Here is a 16,498-nt window from a genome sequence, read left to right as displayed (position 1 = left end):
GGTTTTCTGAAATACCGTCTCCTACCTTCTGCTCTACGCTCCTTCTAGTGATCGAAAAGTCACCTGCAAAGGGAGTCTTGCAGGTTGAAGGAGGAGCGTCATGTCAAGTCTGGAATATATCCAACGCCAGAAGACTCGAGACGATACCGTCGGCTCTTTCCTGACTCGCTGAGAACACTTGGCCCCGTCTCTGCCAGGCAGGACTACGAGCAGAGTTGGGACTTAGGTGCGCAGTAATTCATTCTTGGAGACTGTCAACAGGGAACTCTGCACGAGGAGAGGAATCTTCATGACCGTTTGGACACTCGCGACACGTTGCGGCGAAAGACAGAGAAGCACTCCAGGAGTGGGCAGAGTTTCTTGAGGCTAATCAGCTTCCCCATTCTCCGCTGATCAGCTCAATCCAGGCCTGGCTTATCGTCGTCGAGGATCCGGACCGAAATTGCTGGCGGCTTTACACACTTGAGAAGCATGGCCGGGAACTCAAGCCGGAGGAAAAAAACCGTGGCTGCAGGAGTGATCGGACCTAATCGGTTGCACCTGGAATATCCCGCACCAAACCACGAAATGGTTCTAGCAAATCAGGAGATTTCATGAGCGAGATGAAACCCGTGTTGATTGTAGGAGCCGGGCCGACTGGGATGACCGCAGCGATGGAGCTTGCGCGCTTCGGCATCCCCGTCCGGATAGTAGAGAAAGCTTCGAAGCCGGCTACCACATCGCGCGCAGTGGGTGTGCAAGCGCGCACGTTGGAGCTCTTTGAGCAGCGCGGCTTCAGCGCGCAACTCGTGGAGCGTGGCAATCCAGGTGTCGCGGTCAGCGTCTACGGCGGTGGTAAGCGGGTATTTCACCTGCAGTTCAACACGATCGATAGCAAGTACCAGTACATCCTGTTCGTCTCTCAAGCCGAAGCGGAGAAGGCGCTGCGCGATGCGCTTGAGCGGGCGTCCGTGAGCATCGATTGGGGAACGACGATGGTCGCATTCTCACAGGCCGACCATGGCGATCATCTTACCGCCATACTCCAAGGTAGCGACGGTGTGCTGGAAAAGCTAGGCTGCTCCTACCTCATCGCGTCTGAAGGGGCACACAGTAATGTGCGAGAGACCCTGGGATTCGCCTTTGAAGGCAAGTCGCTTGAAGAACAGTATGCCTTGGGTGATTTCTATATCGATGGCGATCTATCGGATTCGGACCTGCATATCTTCTCGTCGGAGCATGGCTTCATGGGTATGTTTCCCATGGGCAACAAGCGATTCCGCATCATCGCAAGCAATCCCATCAGCAAACCGTCGAAGGAAACGGCACCTGCTCTGGAAGAGCTGCAGCAGCTTTATCATCAGCGGTCCCCGATCCCTGCGACGTTTCATGATCTGAAGTGGAGCTCATGGTTCCGTATCAACAGCCGCATGGTCCATCAGCTTAGAAGCGGTCGCATCTTCCTCGGTGGCGATTCAGCCCACATTCATAGCCCGGCCGGCGCTCAAGGTATGAACACCGGTATCCAGGACATGATCAATTTATGCTGGAAACTGGCGATGGTTCTCAAAGGTGAGGCGAAGGAGAGCATTCTCGAGACTTACGCTGCAGACCGTATTCCCGTCATCCGCGGTGTATTGACGAAAACAGAGGGACTGACTCACGCAATTGGAGAAGAAAAGGCTTTCTTCCGTTCGGTCTTCAACCACCTCGCACCCTGGATCGTGGGAACAGAGGTTGTTCAGCACAACAGCACGGAACGTATGAGCCAACTCAGTCTTCACTATCGCGAGAGCACCTTGTCCGACAACCATGCAGCAGCCGGCACGTTGAAGGCCGGAGATCGCGTACCGGACATCTCAGTCACGCTGCTGCCTGTGGAGGGTTCCGCCGACCAGAATGCACAGCTATCGACTCTCTTTCAGCTGATGGATCCTTCCACCTTCACGTTGCTCTACTCCAACATCAGTGATCCAGCGAAGACTCATGCTGAGATACAAGGTGCGATCGGGCCTTGGCACTCCCTCATGCAGGGTCATCAGATCGCTGCCGCAACGAACGATGACAGCGCATTTAAAGATCGCTTCGGCACTTCGTCGTCGATCATTCTGGTACGGCCCGATGGATACATCGCGTTCACGGGTTCGGAGCATTCTATTCCACGACTCGCGGAGTACTGCGACAAGTGGCTTATCGCTGAGCAGCCGGGCTCCGAGAGGGAGGAGCATCATGCTTAATCGACAGTCAGCCTGGGCGCAACTATCCGCTGGGATGGCACAGGTTCTTTTCTGCGATCTGCAGAAGGCGATCGTCAAGCACGGCCAAACCAATATCCCAAAAGCGCTCGCAAGTGCAGCCGGTGCCCTGCTTCAGCTGACAAAGATCTTTGACTTGCCTGCAGTCGTCAGCGTGGTGCCCCATGGTAGCGACTCGCAGGTGATTACTGAATTGGAGGGAGCAGAATCCGTCGGGCCCAAGTTGCTTCGAACAACCAACAGACTCGTTGCGGACCCTCCTACCTTGCAGGCGATCAAGCGCTCCGATCGCAAGGTGCTCATCGTAGCCGGATTCATGATGGAGGCAGTTGTGCTCGACACGGTTCTCGATGCGCGCGCGGCCGGGTACGAAGTTCTGGTAGCGGTCGATGCCTGCGGGAGCCCATCTCTCCGTACTGAACAGTCAGTCTTGCGGCAGATGGAATCCGCCGGTGCCGTCCCCACCTCGGTCATCTCAATTAGAACCAAGCTGTCACCTGGCTTTTCGACAGACGAGGGCAAGCAGATGTTCGCAGCCGTGCAAGCCATCAAGTATGCCTAGATGTACGGAGTAAGCGAATGCGCGTCCAGAATGGCTTGTTGCGACCACGTTGATTGCTTAGCTCGCAGGCGATGGTGGCTCGGGCGGGTGACCTGGGAAGCGGCCGTGAGCATCATCCAACAGTATGGCTGCCTTCTTGCACATCAAAGGTTCGACGACATCGTTGATGTACAGATTCGATATTCCTTGTCCTCGGAGAGCCGAGCCGATGGACCTGTTCTCCGGTTCTGAGATCGAGAGAGGGTGGCTGAGGCTCCCGCATCTGCTCTCGAAGCTTTACAGAGCGACCCACCATTCCGCCGCCGGGCTTCGTAAATGCTGTATCGGTCTTGTTTGCGGGGACGTGTAGGAGGCAAAGAGGCAGTGCGGGTGCGTCAGGCCGGAAGCATGCGGAGCAGCGCTCGCAACGCCGCTCCGCGATGGCTCAGACCCAACCGCGTTTCAGCGTCCAGTTCGGCCATCGAGCGGCCATACCCGGGCAGCAGGAAGAGCGGGTCGTAGCCGAACCCTCCGCCGCCTTGCGGGGCCTCGAGCAGCACGCCTGCGACGGTGCCTTCCGCAGTAGCGACAATCGTTTGGTTCTGTGCAACGGCCAGAACACAGCGATAGTGGGCCGCACGCGGAGTCCTCACCGGGAGCCGTCGCATCTCTGCCAATAGGCAAAGATTGTTGCGCTCGTCGCCCAGTATGCTGCCCGCAGTGGCAAAGCCGAGCCGATCGGCATAGCGGGCCGAGTACACTCCCGGCGCACCCCCAAGCGCATCGACCACCAGCCCTGAGTCGTCCGCCAGTACGTAGGCGCCGGGCAGAAACCCTCCATAGTACAGGGCCTTGCCCTCAGCATTCTCCTGGAAGGTCTCGCCATCTTCGGGAGGCGGCGCAATGCCCTCGAGCCCGGGCAGCTCCGCGATCTTCCAGTCTGAGCCGCCGGCGGCAGCGGCCACGGAGAAGTCGCGCAACTTGCCTCGGTTCCCGCTCGCCACGTACAGGGTGCGCTGGTTCATCTCTTGTCCTTTGCTGCTTGCCTCACCGCATCGATTGCGATGCGTGGCGCCTGTTCTGCAACCACTGGTGGGGCAAATTGAGGCTGGTTCAACGGGCAACCGCCGCAGCGGGGCACCCCGCCGCAGTGAGTTTTGCCGACCATCACGATCAGCGCGTGAAACTCGTTGTAGTGCGTGAGCAACGTGGGCGGCGCATCACTCGCGAACGCTGCCAGCGCGAGCTTTTGTATGTCCGCGTATCGCGCCTTCTCATCGATCAGGCCATGCCTGGTGACCACCCGGCGCAGGTACTCATCCACGACCATGACCGGCTGCGACAGGGCATAGAGCAGGATGGCATCCGCCGTCTCGGGTCCAACGCCCGGCAGCGCCAGCAGGGCTTCGCGGGTGGGGGTGGTCGGCGCGGCAGCCATCCGTCTGAGCGATCCTTCATACGCGCTGTCGAGCAGTGCGATGAACGCCTGAATTGCCGCGGCCTTGCGCACCATGTAGCCCGACGGGCGGATCAGGGTACGCAGTGTTTCATCCTCAAGCGCCCGCAACCCATCGACGGACATCGCGCCGGCGGCTTTCAGATTGGCAATCGATCGCTCCACGTTGCGCCAGGATGTGTTCTGCGTCAGGTACGCGCCCACCACGGTTTCGATTGCGCTCTCCGATGGCCACCAGTGCTGCGCACCGTATGCCTCAACCATGGCTTCGTACAGGGTGCGCAAAGCTCCGGCGTGTTGCCCGTTCGGTATTACGCGAGCCTGGTTTGTCTTTGCCGTGTCCATCTATTCCTGGGTTGCTGGCTGCGCACCGGGTCGCGACTGCTGCAGTTGCTGCTTCCAGCCCAGCAGCTTTGCACGCAGGCCAGCCGCCTCTGCTTCCGGCACCATGCCTTTGTGCTGGTACAGGATCGAAAGTGCCGTGTACGCTAGCACATCGTCCGGAGCCTGCTCGGCAAGTTGCTGCGCGGCTGCGATGCCCTCGTCCAGGCGCCCGGCGTCCTGCAGGGCGCGAATCAGGCCGTGCTGCGCATCCAGAAAAGCTGGGTCGGCCACGAGGGCGGCCCGGAAGCCAAGCGCCGCGGCAGCGGCATCCCCGGCGGCGAGCAGGTCCAATGCGGCGTAATACAGGTGTTCCGCCCGGTGGCGGTCGTGTGCGGGCGCGGCTTCCATCTTGTTTCGATCATAGCGCCGATGGCCAGACCGGCTGGCGCATGCGCGTTGCTCGCGTCCCCCACCCTCGTATTATCAACAGCATGACCGGCAACATGAAGGCGCACACCGAATACCTCTGGTTCAACACGGCGCGTAAGCGCGAGATGGTGCATATCACCCCGCAGATCGAGGCGATCGTCCTGGCGAGTGGCGTCGAGGATGGCCTGTGCTTTGTGTCGCCCATGCACATCACGGCGGCCATCTACGTGAATGACCACGAGAGCGGCCTAATCGAAGACATCGATGAGTGGCTCGAGAAGCTCGCACCCACCGGGCCCGACTACAGGCATCACCAGACGGGCGAAGACAATGGCGACGCACACCTGAAGTCTCTGCTGCTGCACCACGAGACGACTCTGCCGGTCACAAACGGGCGGCTGGACCTTGGCCCCTGGCAACGCATCTTCTACGCGGAGTTCGACGGCCTGCGCCGCAAGCGGGTGATCGTCAAGATCCTTGGGATCTAAACCTGTACGGGCCAAGGCAACGAGCTGCCTGGTCCCGCCTCGGGCCGGGCCTAGCTGGCGACGGCGATCTCTTCCTCGAGCATCTGCTTTTCGTGAAGGCTGGCGTAGTAGCCGCCCCTGGCGAGCAGCTCGTCGTGCGTACCCAGCTCGGTGATGCGCCCAGCGATCAGTACGGCGATCTGATCGGCATTGCGGATTGTCGACACGCGGTGCGCAATCAGCACGGTGGTGCGGCCACGCATCGCGCGCCCCAGGCCGGTGAGGATCTGTTCCTCGGTGTAGGTGTCCACGTTGGCCAGTGCATCGTCCAGGATCAGAATGCGGGGATCGCAAATGATCGCGCGGGCCAGGGCGGAGCGCTGTTTCTGGCCACCCGAGAGTGTCAGTCCGCGTTCCCCGATCACCGTGTCGAAGCCGGCGGGGAACTCTTCAAATTCTTTGCGAATGTGCGCGGCTTCGGCCGCAGCCAGCAGTTCGGCCTCCGTTGCGTCCGGGCGCCCCAGCGTGATGTTGTCGCGGATGGTAGTGGAGAACAGGAATGTCTCCTGCGGCACGTAGCCGATGCTCTCCCGCAGCGCGTCTAATGGGTAGTCGCGCACCGGTCGATCGTCGATCAGCACACTGCCCTTGGGAGCATCATGAAGCCGTACCAGCAGGCTCGCGAGCGTGCTCTTGCCCGCGCCTGTCGGGCCCACCAAGGCAAGGCTGCTACCGGCCGGCACCTTCAACGAGATACCGTGCAACGCCTCGGCTGCATTGCCCTCATAGCTGAAGTGCAGGTTGCGGAACTCGATCTCGCCTGCCTCGATCCCTGCCAGCGTCAGGTCTGCTTCGCGGTCATCGATGGTTGGCTCTTCCACCAGTACTTCCTGGATGCGCGTCACCGAAGCCTTGCCGCGCTGGACGAGGTTCACGACCCAGCCCAGCGCAATCATCGGCCAGGTCAGCATCACTGTGTAGGTGGAAAACGCCACAAAGTCGCCGACCGAGATGCGTCCGCGGATGACCTCGTGGCCGCCAATCCACAGCACCATGATCATGGCGAGCCCAAGCAGGTACTCAAGCGTGGGCCAGAGCATGCCCATCAACTGCACGAGTCGCAGGCCACGCCGGATGTACTCGCGGTTGGACTGCTCAAAGGCTGCGATCTGCGCTTCTTCCTGCGCGAACGCCCGCACCAGCCGAGCGCCGGAAAAGTTCTCCTGCGCCTGCGCGCTGATGTCCGAGAACATGGCCTGGATACGCTCAAAGCGATCGTGGATGCGGCGGCCCAGCGCCTGCACCAGCACGCTTGCCAGTGGCAGCGGCGCGAGCGCAACCAGCGTCAGCATGGGCGAGATGCGCAGCAGGAAATACAGGGCGCCCAGCGTGAACAGGATGGTGTTGGCGCTATACATGATCGCCGGACCGAGCAGCATGCGCACGGCGTTGAGGTCATTGGTCATGCGCGCCATGATGTCGCCGGTACGATTGCGCTGGAAGTAGCCTGCCGGCTGCTTCTCGAGCTGCGCGAACAGGTCGTTGCGCAGGTTGAACTCGATGTCGCGCGAGATGCCGATGAGGATCCAGCGCGTCCAGAACAGGAAGAAGCCCTTGGCGACCGCCAGTGCTACGAGCGAAAGTCCATAGCCCAGCAGCTTGCGCCGCGTTACCCCGTGCGAAAGGTCGTTCACCGCGGTACGAATAATCAGGGGAAAGAAGATCCAGATCGCGTTGGAGAGCACGGTGACCAGCGCGCCCCAGGCGTACGCGCGCTTGTAGCGCTTCAGGTAGGGCCACAGTGGTTTCAGTTCCGGCAGGATCATCGTGGCCCTCTCCTCTAGGTGGGTGTGCGCAGCAGCAGGTAGCTGCCGGCAAGCGCAAACAGCAGGTCCGGCGACCAGGCCGCCAGGAAGGCCGGCAGCATGTTTACGTCGCCCATAGCTTCCAGCGTACTAGAAACGATCCAGTAGACGATGGCGACGCCGATCGCCACGGCAATGCCGGCAAGCGATCCGGAGCGCCCCATGGAGAGCGCAAATGGCACGGCCAGCACCGCCATCACCAGCGTAATCAGCGGGTAAGCGAGCTTGTGGTTCAGCTGTACCCGCAGCCGCATGGTGTCAAACCCGCTCTGCCGCAGGTCATGAATGTAGCGGCTCAGCTCCACAAAACTCATCTCGGAGGATTGCCGCGGGTCCTTTTTGAAGTACTGCGGCTGTTCTGCCAGCGACGTCAGGCCCATGGCGGAGAAGGTAGTGTAGCTGGCCACCTCGTCGCCGGCGAACGTTCGCTCCCACCCATTGCGGAAGATCCACTGGTTCTGCTTTGCGTCCCAGGCCGCACTGGTGGCGAAGAGACGCTTTTCGAGCTCAAAGGTGCCGGGCTTGAATGTGAACACGCTAATGTTGGCGAACCGGTCCCGATCCTGGTCGAAGAACTGGTAGTAGAAGATGTGGCTGGGGAGCCCCGCTTTTTCAATGCCGAACATCCACTTTTCACCCGGGCGCTGGAAGGTCTGCGCGGGACGGCCCTTGATCACCGCGCGCAAAGCCTCCTGGCGGCGGTTCGCGCCCGGGATATAGGTCTCTCCGAAAGCGAACAGCGCGACCGACAGCAGGGAAGCGATGACGAGCACAGGCACGACCACGCGGTACACGCTGATGCCCGTGGCCTTCATCGCGGTGAGCTCGTTGGTGCGGTTCAGGGTGCCGAATACGACCAGTACCGCGATCAACACGCTGAGCGGCGCGATCAGGTAGATCATGCTGGGTGTGAGGTTCAGCAGGTACTCGCCTACGACCACAAACGGGGAGCGATTCCGGATGATGTCGCCCAGCAGCTCAAAGAACGTAAACAGCAGCATCAGCATGACAAAGGTGGCGAGCACCATGGCAAACGTCTTCAGGAACTCGACGATCACGTAGTTGTCGAGCAGCAGCGGGAAGTGGCTGCGGGCTGTGCGGACCCTGCCGGAGGTCGCTCCGGCGCGTGCGCCGTTGTTATTGCCCTCGGAGTGCCGGCCGCCCTTGCGGAAGCGCGCGGTGAGGTTCGGTAGCGACGGAAGCCCGGCACCGCTCACGGAGAGCCGTCGCAGCAGCAGCAGGCCGGCGGCTCCGAAGAGTATGTTCGCCGCCCATACCCCGGCCACCACGGAAACCTTGTTCTGCCGGGCCAGGGCGATGCCGGTGGACGAAAGGAAGTAGTAGATGAACACCAGGGCTATGGTCAGTACGAACCCGGCGCTTTTGCCGCCACGCTTGGAGCTCATGCCAAGCGGCACACCGACCAGCATCAGCACCAGGCAGGCGAACGGGTAGGCAAAGCGCTTGGACCGCTCGATCTGGTAGACGCGGCCGCCCGGGGCCGCCGCGAGCTTGCGCAGCGTCGCATCCGACATGGCCAGCATCGGCGACGGGGCCCGCGTCGTGTGGTCGTTGTCGTCGGCTTCCGAGACCAGCGGGAGGTCGGTCTGCGAAAAGGTGGAAACGTCGTACTGGTTGCTGTTGGAAGTGTCGATCTGCTGCTGCGCGCCGTGGCGCAGGCGCATCAGCACCTGGTCGCTGGCGTCGTTCACCACCGTTGCGTCGGCTGCCGTGGTAATGCGCGGCGCGTTGGCGTCGGTGATATCCGCAAGGAAGATCTTGTGCCACTGCGACGCGCCGGTCGACGCCTTCACGTCATCGATGTACAGCACGATGTTCTTGAAGTCCTCGTAGAAGACCCGCGGCTGTACTTCAAACGAAGCCTGCGAGTTCCGCAGGTCGTCTTCCAGCGTGAGGCTCATGCGCCATGCCGCCGGAGCCAGGTAGAGCGAGTTTGCCAGGCACAGGATGAGCCCGGCGAAGGCGACAATGCTGGCCGTGCGCACAAAGCTCCACACGCCGATACCGCAGGCTCGCATCGAGGTGATCTCGCTGTCACTGGCAAGACGGCTGAAGCCGAGCAGCACACCCACCAGTACCGCCATGGGCACGGTGAGCACAATTGTGCTCGGCAGCCAGTACACCATGATCTGCAGCACGGTGCCCATGGAGCTAGCGTTGCGCACCATCAGCTCCAGCAGGTGCTCCAGGTGCGGGATGAAAAAGATGAAGGTGAACAGGGCACCGCCAAGCAGCGCATGCGAGGTGATCTCGCGAAGAATGTAGCGGGTCAGAATGCGCATGGGCAGCTTTGCTTCTCATCGACCGGCGCAAGCCGTGAAGGTACGACTCGACAGGCTCTGTTGGTGGGGCAGGAGTGAAGCATCTGGCTGCCCCAAGTTTACAGGAGCCGGCCTCGCGGGCCCGGCGCGTCGGGCCTGCTACTCGCCGTTCGGCAAAAAGCGGTAACCAACACCCCGCACAGTCTTGAGGTATACAGGGTTGGCTGGTTCATCCTCGATGTAGCGTCGCAGCCGCACCACAAAGTTGTCGATCGCACGGGTGTCGGTGTCTTCGTGCACGCGCCACACCTGCTCCAACAGCTCCTTGCGCGGAATAATCCGTAGCGGATGCTCCGAGAGATAGCGCAAAAAGTCGGCCTCCATCAGGGTGAGACGGGTGCGCTGCCCCTTGGCTTCCAGCTCCAGCTGCGAAAAATCGATCACCCGGCCTGAAAACTCAAAGGTTGGCGGCGGCTCTTCCAGCTTGCCCGCACTCTCGCCCTCGGTATGCGGACGCTGCCATTGCATGCGCCGCAGCAATACGTGCAGCCGTGCGAGCAGTATGTTCAGGTCGAAGGGCTTGGCCAGGTAGTCATCGGCGCCTGCCTGCAATCCCCCCAGCACGTCCTCTGTCCGGCCGCGTGCTGTCAACATCAGCACCGGCACAAAGTTGCCGGCGCTACGCAGGGCAGCCGTCACGGCAAAGCCGTTAATGCCGGGCAGCATGACATCCAGCAGCACGGCGTCAAACGGCGGGCGCTCGGTGAGCAATGTGAGCGCAGTCTCACCGTCGTGCGCCAGCTCCACCTCGTAGCCTTCCGCCTGCAGGTTGAACAGAAGTCCCTCGGCAAGATGCAGTTCGTCCTCAACCACCAGGATCCGTGACGGGGTGTTGAGCGCGGGTGCTGTGGTGCTCATGGGGTCACACCCTGTTGCGAAGCTTTGCGTGCTTTTTCGCCGGATGCGAGCAGGCTTTCCGGCAGCTGGGGCAGTCGCGCGGTGAACGTTGAGCCCCGGTTTTCACCCTTGCTCTCGGCCGAGATACGGCCGCCGTGCTGCTTCACAATGGCCTGCACCAGGAACAGGCCAAGCCCGGTTCCCTGGGTGCGCATTACGGCGCGTACGGGTACCCGGTAAAAGCGCTTGAAGATTCGTTTCAGGTGCTCCGTGTCAATGCCGATGCCGTGATCCGTCACCTCGAGGCAGGCAGCGCCGTTCTCGTCTGCGAACACGCGAACGGTCATGGTGGCGGCCTGCGCGCGCACGGGCGAATACTTGATCGCGTTGTTCATCAGGTTTCCAAAGGCGGTGCTCAGGTCTTCAAGACTTCCATGCACCAGCAGCGGCTTGTCACAAAGCGAGAGCTGTATTGCTTCCGGCGCAAGCCCATGCTGGTTCAGAACACGCGCGGTGACACTTTCAGCGACGGCCCGGAGGTCCAGGGTCTCCATGGCGTGCTTGTGGCTGCGCTGGGTGATCTCGCCGGCCTTGAGGATCTGCTCCACCGTGGAAAGCAGCCGATCGCTGTCTGCCAGCATGATGCCGTAGAACTCCTGGCGCTTCTCTTCCGGCACGGGGCGGCGCTGCAGCGTTTCGAGATACAGGCGGATCGAGGCGATGGGTGTTTTCAGCTCGTGCGTAACAGCGTTGAGAAAGCTGTCCTGCTGGTCGTTGCGCCGCACCTCGCGCACCAGGAAGATGGTATTCAGCACGACACCGGCGATGAGCAGCATGGTGACCGGTATGCCGACTGCCAGTGGCAGGATCGCGCGCCAGTTCAGCACAATCCAGCTGACGTTAAGCGTGATGGCCAGGCCAACGAGCAGGATGCCAAGCAGGATGGCGAGCACTATGGCGGGTCGGCGGCGGGTGATGCGCATAGGATTTCCCGGCTGAGAACGTGGCAAAAAAAACAACGCCCGCAAGCAGTATAGGCCGTGTAGTGCCGACCTTCTGCTTGCGGGCGTTTTGCTGTTCAGGCGTGGTGCGGTTTAGGCAGCGCCCGAGGGACGGGGGTTAGCCGGGTCCCAGTTGGCGAGCTTGATGTCATGTGCCAGGCCCACCTTCTTCAGGAACCAGATGCCGTAGTAGTTGGGATCAAACTCGTACCAGCGCAGGCCATGACGGGCAGACACCGGGTGCGCGTGGTGGTTGTTGTGCCAGCCTTCGCCGCCAGTCAACAACGCTACCCACCAGTTGTTGCGTGACTCATCGCGGGTCTCGAAGCGGCGCGAACCCCACAGATGGGTCGCCGAGTTGACCAGCCACGTGGCATGCAGACCAAGCGTGACGCGCAGGAAGATGCCCCAGAGAACGACCGGCCATCCACCCCAGGCGAGGAGCGCAAGCCCGGTGACGGTGAGCGGTACCCAGTGGTACTTAGACAGGGCAACGTAGAACTTGTCGCGGCTCAGATCAGGAGCGTAACGGTTCAGGATCGCGGTCGAAGAGTGCAGGGCCTGGCCGCTCATGATCCAGCCCATGTGCGCCCAGAAGGTGCCCTCGGTCGGAGAGTGCGGATCGCCTTCATGGTCAGACAGCTGGTGATGCACGCGGTGGGTGCCCACCCAGAAGATTGGTCCACCCTCGAGCGAAAGCGTGCCGCAGACGGCGAGGCAGTGCTCAAGCCACTTGGGAACCTTGTAGCCACGATGGGTCAGCAACCGGTGATAGCACATGCCGATGCCGACATTGATCGAGAGGAAGTAGAGGACTACGAGTGAGACCAGGCCCTTCCAGGTGAAGAAGAACAGCGATACCACAGCGAGGACGTGGAAGATCACCATGAAAATCGTCGTGATCCATGAGACCGAGCCACTCTGGTGCTTGCGTCCAAGCGTGGGCAGTTGCGCCGGGGTGCTTGAGCCTGCACTGGTGCGGGTGCGGCGCTGGGCGTTCTCTTCGGCAGCCGTGGGGGTGATTACCGGTTCTTCGAGTTCTACAGCCATGTCTTGGGGGTGTCCTGTCCTGTCCGTGTTTCCTGCTTGAGTCAAAGCCTAGCAGCGGCGGAAAGGAGCAGGTGTAAGACTTGTGTAATGACCCGGTACAGCGAGGTACATGCACGCGAGATGCGGCCCCTCATGCGCCTCGCCCGCACGCATGCTCACGATCGGTTGCTCCATGCTCTCGCCGAACACTGACGATTTGGCCCGAGCAGAAAAGTCGATGCAGCAACATCGTCACGAGGCAACATATATTGACGATCTGGATTCTTAGTGTGGATAGTAGTTCGGCATTTGGGGCCAATCCAAGTGCTGGTTGCCTGCTCCGGGCGACCCGCTCGTACTACAGGCCGCACATGCGAGGGGGTCCTCGCTATGATCACGACTACGCACGCCCGTCCTCAAGCTCATCATGCCGTACATCTAGTAAGCGCTGCTCATGCTGTGCTTTGCCCACGTTGTCACATGCGGGTGGGTGCCGCAGCCTCTGCCCGCGAGACAGTCCGGGTGCTGGCGCGTCATCGCTGCCCCAACGGCGACGAAACTGCGTCGTGGCCATCCACGCCGGTGCCTTTCAGCTAAGGCTCACCCGCGCTTTCTCTGCATACCGCCGCTAGGACGGAGTCGGCGCCGCCTTTCATGCCGCACAGCGTTACGCTTGCGCTGTTCCCGCGGGCGCGGGTGGCGACGCGATGGATGCAGTCTCTGACTGATCGCTGGCAATCGTTGAGAGCGCTTCCTCGATCCGCTGCGTCATGCAGGCTTCTTCGGGCACCTGTAGCTTGCGCCCTGCGGTGGTCAGGTAAAACACGTCGATTGCCAGCTCACCCTCGGTATCGATCAGCGCCACCTCGATATTGCAGTGACAGATCGCAATCGCCGCCGACAGGGCGCGGAGCAGGCCTGGCGAGTCCGGTGCGACCACCTGCAGCAGGGTGCTGTGGCTTGAACTCTGGTTGTCGAAGTGGAAGCGCGGAACGATCCGCGTTCGTGCCGCGGTGGCCATGCCGTGCCGCGGTCGCTGCCGCGAGCGCAGCATCCCCTCGATTGCAATCTCGCCCCGTAAGGCGCTGCGCAGGCTCTTCAAAAAGCGCTCGTGCTCGCCCGGATTCAGCTCGAGTGTACGGAATGGATCGGTGAACTGAAACGAGTCCAGGATGATGCCCGCGCTGTTCGAGAAAGCATCCGCCTTGACGATGTTCATTCCCCAGGCCGAGAGCGCCCCTGCCATATCCGCGAACAGCATGGGCCGATCGCGGGTAATCAGCGTCACTTCGTTGAATTGTCGGTGCAGACGGAACGCCAGCTGGATCGGCTCGCTGGCCAGCCCCAGTGAAAGCTTGAAGTGTTCGCCAATCTGGTCCGGCAGCCTCGTCTGCAGGTAGCGTTGCGGCATGCCTTCCAGGAACGAGCGAAGCTGCTCGTTCTGAATGTTGTCCTGCGCGGCGAAGCCACCATGCACGGCCACGCGCGACAGGATTCGCGCCAGCACCACGGGGTCCGCATCGACGTGGTACCTGATCTCGTCGACCGAGCGGTCCAGGTAGTTGGCTGTCGCAATGTAGAGCTGCCAGATGTTCTCAGCCTTCCACGGAGTCAGCGCATCCGGGTGTACGGCCTTGATATCAGCAAAGGTAAGCAGGGTCAGCATCTTGAGCTGCTGCTGGCCGGGCGCATGTTCGCTGAACGCGCGAATGCTTTCCGGGTCGAAGATATCGCGGCGTAGCGCGTGCGACATCTCCAGGTGGTTGCGGATCAATCGACGCACGATGTCGCGTTCTTCCAGGTCGAACTCGAGTCGGGTAAAGACGCGTTCGGCCAGCTCGATACTTTCCCGCGCGTGGTCGCCTGTGCGCCGGGCCTTGCCGGTGTCGTGCAGCAGCAGCGCCAGCATCAGCAGGTCGCGCCGCTCGATCTCGGGCAGCAGGGTAGAGAAGCGCTTTTCCCACTCGTGCCGGGGTGTGCGCAGCGCGTGCACGTTTTCGATCACCAGGAACGTGTGCTCATCGACAGTGTAGCGATGATAGGCATCGCGTACCACCAGCGAGTCGATCCCATGAAACTCGGGCAACAACAGTTCCAGGAGGCCCAGCGCATGCATGATGCGCAGGGCGTGCGCAGCATGCGGCCCAAGCAGCACATCCCGGAGGCAGTTCCACAGGTACGGCCCTTCCGGCAGGTGCACCGCCAGTGCGGAAAGCGACTCGCTGATGCGGCTCTCCGTGCCCTCGCGAAAACTCGATCCATACTGCGCGATATGGGCAAAGACTCGCAGCAGCGATTCGGCATCGGTCGAGGTGCCTGGTTCCAGCGTGATGCGGTTGTCTTCCACCCAGAAGTTGGTGCCGCCGACCAGGCTGCGGCGCCGCCGCAGTACCTTCAGCAATGGCTTGCGGGCGATCGGGGGTGCCGCGTCCAGCAGCAGCGTGGCGCGACGGGAGATGGTGCGCGCGTGGCGATAGTAGGTGCGCATCCAGTAGGCCGGGTCAGCCGAGCCCAGTGTCTCGAGACCGACACTGCCGGCCGCCGCCTCATCCTGCGCGACCCAGTCGAGAATATTGTCATCGCGGCCATTGCGAATATGCAGAAAACATCGCGTCGCCGCGAGGAATTCAAAGGCGCTTTCGAGATCGTTCGGTTCTGAGCTCGCGGAGCTACCCGTCGAGGAGCTTTCTGCATTACCCGCAGCAGCACTCAGGCTGAGCGTGAAGCCCTCCGCGCCCGGCCGATCGGGCCATGCCCGTTGTGCCGCGAGGTGTCGCAACAGCTGGAGCCACCGAATCAGCTGGTAGTCCCGCATACCGCCGGGGCATTCTTTTATGTTCGGTTCCAGGTGGAAAATGGTGTCGCCGAACTTGGCGTGGCGCATCCGCGCAGCTTCCGCCAGGTAGGCTTCCATGCCGGCCGCCTCGCGCAGCAGCGCGGTCATCAGCAATTCGTTCTCGAAGCGGGCGGCCAGCCCCGCATCACCAAAGAGCAGGCGGCGATCCAGCAGGGAAATGCCGAACTCGAGGTTGGTTTCGCCATCGAGCCGTTCGCACTCCTTCAGGGTGCGGGTAGCAGGGCTGGCACGCAGCCCAATATCCCAGATCGCCTGGGTGGCAGTGCGGATCAGTTCGTGCGCATCGCGTTCGACAGCTTCGCTTGCACACAGGAAAAGCACATCGATGTCGGAAGCAGGAAAGAGTTCGCGGCGCCCGTAGCCTCCGAGCGCGAACACGGCGATGGCCGGCTCCTGCCCGGGTTGCAGCGTGCTCCAGATCTCGCGTAGCAGCGCATCCACTTCGACCGTGCGGCGCTGGATGGATGCCGTGCCATCGCCGGTGCGAAGGAACGTCTCACGCGCAGCCTGCTCGGCGAGCACGGTCTTCGCGCGAAGCTGAGCCAGTGGCAGAGAAGCGGCTTTCCACATGCGCGACTTGTCCTTTCTTGCAGCGGTTGCACTTGGAAGCTCTCGAAAGGTGCGCAAGCGATACAGGTCTGAAGCAGGTGGCGCAGGGAAACAGAGCCTGGGTGGTGCGGAGTGCGCGCCGGCGCGTGGCTTAGCCGAGGCCCCTCGTCGCGGTTCTAAAGGGCGGTTGGACCGCGCTCGTCATTGCGGATGCGGATCGCCTCATCCACCTTGGTCAGAAAGATCTTGCCATCGCCGATCTTGCCGGTCCGTGCTGCGTTGGAGATTGCGCTGACTGCCTTCTCCACAAGCTCGTCCTGCACCACGGTCTCCAGCTTGATCTTGGGCAGCAGGTCTACGGTGTACTCACGGCCACGGTAAAACTCCGTGTGGCCTTTCTGCCGGCCATGGCCGCGGGCTTCCAGGATCGTCATGCCCTCGATGCCCGCTTCCAGCAGGGCATCCTTCACGGCATCAAGGCGGGAGGGCTGCAAAATCGCTTCAATCTTGTACATCGTTCGCCAATCCTTCTTCCCGCAATGCGGGCTTCACTCACAGTATGCGGTC

Annotated in this window: 13 protein-coding genes; 3 read left to right on the top strand and 10 right to left on the bottom strand. The window is 61.6% G+C overall.

Annotation, left to right across the window (positions count from 1 at the left end; genetic code table 11):
• The first annotated feature begins 593 nt into the window (after window positions 1–593).
• Both D1Y84_RS01250 and D1Y84_RS01245 read left to right on the top strand, forming a co-directional pair.
• Window positions 594–2,216 (top strand): FAD-dependent monooxygenase, encoded by a 1,623-nt coding sequence (locus tag D1Y84_RS01250; RefSeq protein ID WP_124846891.1) that lies wholly within the window; start codon window positions 594–596, stop codon window positions 2,214–2,216.
• The gene (locus D1Y84_RS01245) at window positions 2,209–2,796 is read left to right on the top strand and encodes an isochorismatase family protein (protein WP_158615254.1); all 588 of its coding nucleotides are present in this window, start codon (window positions 2,209–2,211) and stop codon (window positions 2,794–2,796) included. Before D1Y84_RS01250 ends, D1Y84_RS01245 begins: the two co-directional genes overlap by 8 nt.
• Window positions 2,797–3,170: 374 nt before the next feature.
• Here the strand turns inward: D1Y84_RS01245 and D1Y84_RS01240 are convergent, their stop codons facing one another.
• The 3 genes from D1Y84_RS01240 to D1Y84_RS01230 are packed head-to-tail and all read right to left on the bottom strand — an operon-like array spanning window position 3,171 to window position 4,963.
• A complete protein-coding gene (locus D1Y84_RS01240) occupies window positions 3,171–3,800 on the bottom strand; it encodes a non-canonical purine NTP pyrophosphatase (protein WP_124846889.1) in 630 nt (209 codons plus the stop codon).
• Window positions 3,797–4,576, bottom strand: a complete 780-nt coding sequence (locus D1Y84_RS01235; protein ID WP_124846888.1) for an endonuclease III domain-containing protein — start codon at window positions 4,574–4,576, stop codon at window positions 3,797–3,799. The genes D1Y84_RS01240 and D1Y84_RS01235 overlap by 4 nt, the downstream gene beginning before the upstream one ends.
• Window positions 4,577–4,963, bottom strand: a complete 387-nt coding sequence (locus D1Y84_RS01230; protein ID WP_124846887.1) for a tetratricopeptide repeat protein — start codon at window positions 4,961–4,963, stop codon at window positions 4,577–4,579. It abuts the gene before it with no gap.
• Between the two features lie 95 nt (window positions 4,964–5,058).
• Between D1Y84_RS01230 and D1Y84_RS01225 the strand changes: the two genes are divergently transcribed.
• Window positions 5,059–5,472, top strand: a complete 414-nt coding sequence (locus tag D1Y84_RS01225) for a secondary thiamine-phosphate synthase enzyme YjbQ (protein ID WP_124846886.1) — start codon at window positions 5,059–5,061, stop codon at window positions 5,470–5,472.
• A gap of 50 nt (window positions 5,473–5,522) precedes the next feature.
• Here the strand turns inward: D1Y84_RS01225 and D1Y84_RS01220 are convergent, their stop codons facing one another.
• From D1Y84_RS01220 to D1Y84_RS01190, 7 genes are all read right to left on the bottom strand, one after another.
• Window positions 5,523–7,274, bottom strand: a complete 1,752-nt coding sequence (locus tag D1Y84_RS01220) for an ABC transporter ATP-binding protein (protein ID WP_124849860.1) — start codon at window positions 7,272–7,274, stop codon at window positions 5,523–5,525.
• A 17-nt stretch (window positions 7,275–7,291) separates the two neighbouring features.
• Complete coding sequence (gene lptG, locus D1Y84_RS01215) at window positions 7,292–9,619, bottom strand: LPS export ABC transporter permease LptG (RefSeq protein ID WP_124846885.1); 2,328 nt, start codon at window positions 9,617–9,619, stop codon at window positions 7,292–7,294.
• A 138-nt stretch (window positions 9,620–9,757) separates the two neighbouring features.
• Window positions 9,758–10,516, bottom strand: coding sequence for a response regulator transcription factor (locus tag D1Y84_RS01210; protein WP_124846884.1), 759 nt, complete (start codon window positions 10,514–10,516; stop codon window positions 9,758–9,760).
• Window positions 10,513–11,478, bottom strand: a complete 966-nt coding sequence (locus D1Y84_RS01205; protein WP_124846883.1) for a sensor histidine kinase KdpD — start codon at window positions 11,476–11,478, stop codon at window positions 10,513–10,515. Before D1Y84_RS01205 ends, D1Y84_RS01210 begins: the two co-directional genes overlap by 4 nt.
• Before the next feature lie 111 nt (window positions 11,479–11,589).
• Window positions 11,590–12,546, bottom strand: coding sequence for a fatty acid desaturase (locus tag D1Y84_RS01200; RefSeq protein ID WP_124846882.1), 957 nt, complete (start codon window positions 12,544–12,546; stop codon window positions 11,590–11,592).
• A 646-nt stretch (window positions 12,547–13,192) separates the two neighbouring features.
• Window positions 13,193–15,952 carry an HD domain-containing protein gene (locus tag D1Y84_RS01195; protein WP_124846881.1) on the bottom strand — a complete coding sequence of 920 codons (2,760 nt, stop codon included), beginning with the start codon at window positions 15,950–15,952 and terminating at the stop codon, window positions 13,193–13,195.
• Between the two features lie 155 nt (window positions 15,953–16,107).
• Window positions 16,108–16,446: a P-II family nitrogen regulator gene (locus tag D1Y84_RS01190; RefSeq protein WP_124846880.1), complete on the bottom strand. Its 339-nt coding sequence runs from the start codon at window positions 16,444–16,446 to the stop codon at window positions 16,108–16,110.
• Between the last annotated feature and the right edge of the window lie 52 nt (window positions 16,447–16,498).

It is taken from the genome of Acidipila sp. EB88 (genome assembly GCF_003858395.1).
Classification (GTDB): domain Bacteria; phylum Acidobacteriota; class Terriglobia; order Terriglobales; family Acidobacteriaceae; genus EB88.
Note: the sequence above shows the minus strand (reverse complement) of the source record. Positions and strands in the feature narration are given on the sequence as shown.

Bases quoted from the DNA above. Each gene is read 5' to 3' on its own strand.
- D1Y84_RS01250 (WP_124846891.1), top strand. From the start codon at position 594: ATGAGCGAGATGAAACCCGTGTTGATTGTAGGAGCCGGGCCGACTGGG.
- D1Y84_RS01245 (WP_158615254.1), top strand. From the start codon at position 2,209: ATGCTTAATCGACAGTCAGCCTGGGCGCAACTATCCGCTGGGATGGCA.
- D1Y84_RS01240 (WP_124846889.1), bottom strand. From the start codon at position 3,800: ATGAACCAGCGCACCCTGTACGTGGCGAGCGGGAACCGAGGCAAGTTG.
- D1Y84_RS01235 (WP_124846888.1), bottom strand. From the start codon at position 4,576: ATGGACACGGCAAAGACAAACCAGGCTCGCGTAATACCGAACGGGCAA.
- D1Y84_RS01230 (WP_124846887.1), bottom strand. From the start codon at position 4,963: ATGGAAGCCGCGCCCGCACACGACCGCCACCGGGCGGAACACCTGTAT.
- D1Y84_RS01225 (WP_124846886.1), top strand. From the start codon at position 5,059: ATGAAGGCGCACACCGAATACCTCTGGTTCAACACGGCGCGTAAGCGC.
- lptG (WP_124846885.1), bottom strand. From the start codon at position 9,619: ATGCGCATTCTGACCCGCTACATTCTTCGCGAGATCACCTCGCATGCG.
- D1Y84_RS01210 (WP_124846884.1), bottom strand. From the start codon at position 10,516: ATGAGCACCACAGCACCCGCGCTCAACACCCCGTCACGGATCCTGGTG.
- D1Y84_RS01205 (WP_124846883.1), bottom strand. From the start codon at position 11,478: ATGCGCATCACCCGCCGCCGACCCGCCATAGTGCTCGCCATCCTGCTT.
- D1Y84_RS01200 (WP_124846882.1), bottom strand. From the start codon at position 12,546: ATGGCTGTAGAACTCGAAGAACCGGTAATCACCCCCACGGCTGCCGAA.
- D1Y84_RS01195 (WP_124846881.1), bottom strand. From the start codon at position 15,952: ATGTGGAAAGCCGCTTCTCTGCCACTGGCTCAGCTTCGCGCGAAGACC.
- D1Y84_RS01190 (WP_124846880.1), bottom strand. From the start codon at position 16,446: ATGTACAAGATTGAAGCGATTTTGCAGCCCTCCCGCCTTGATGCCGTG.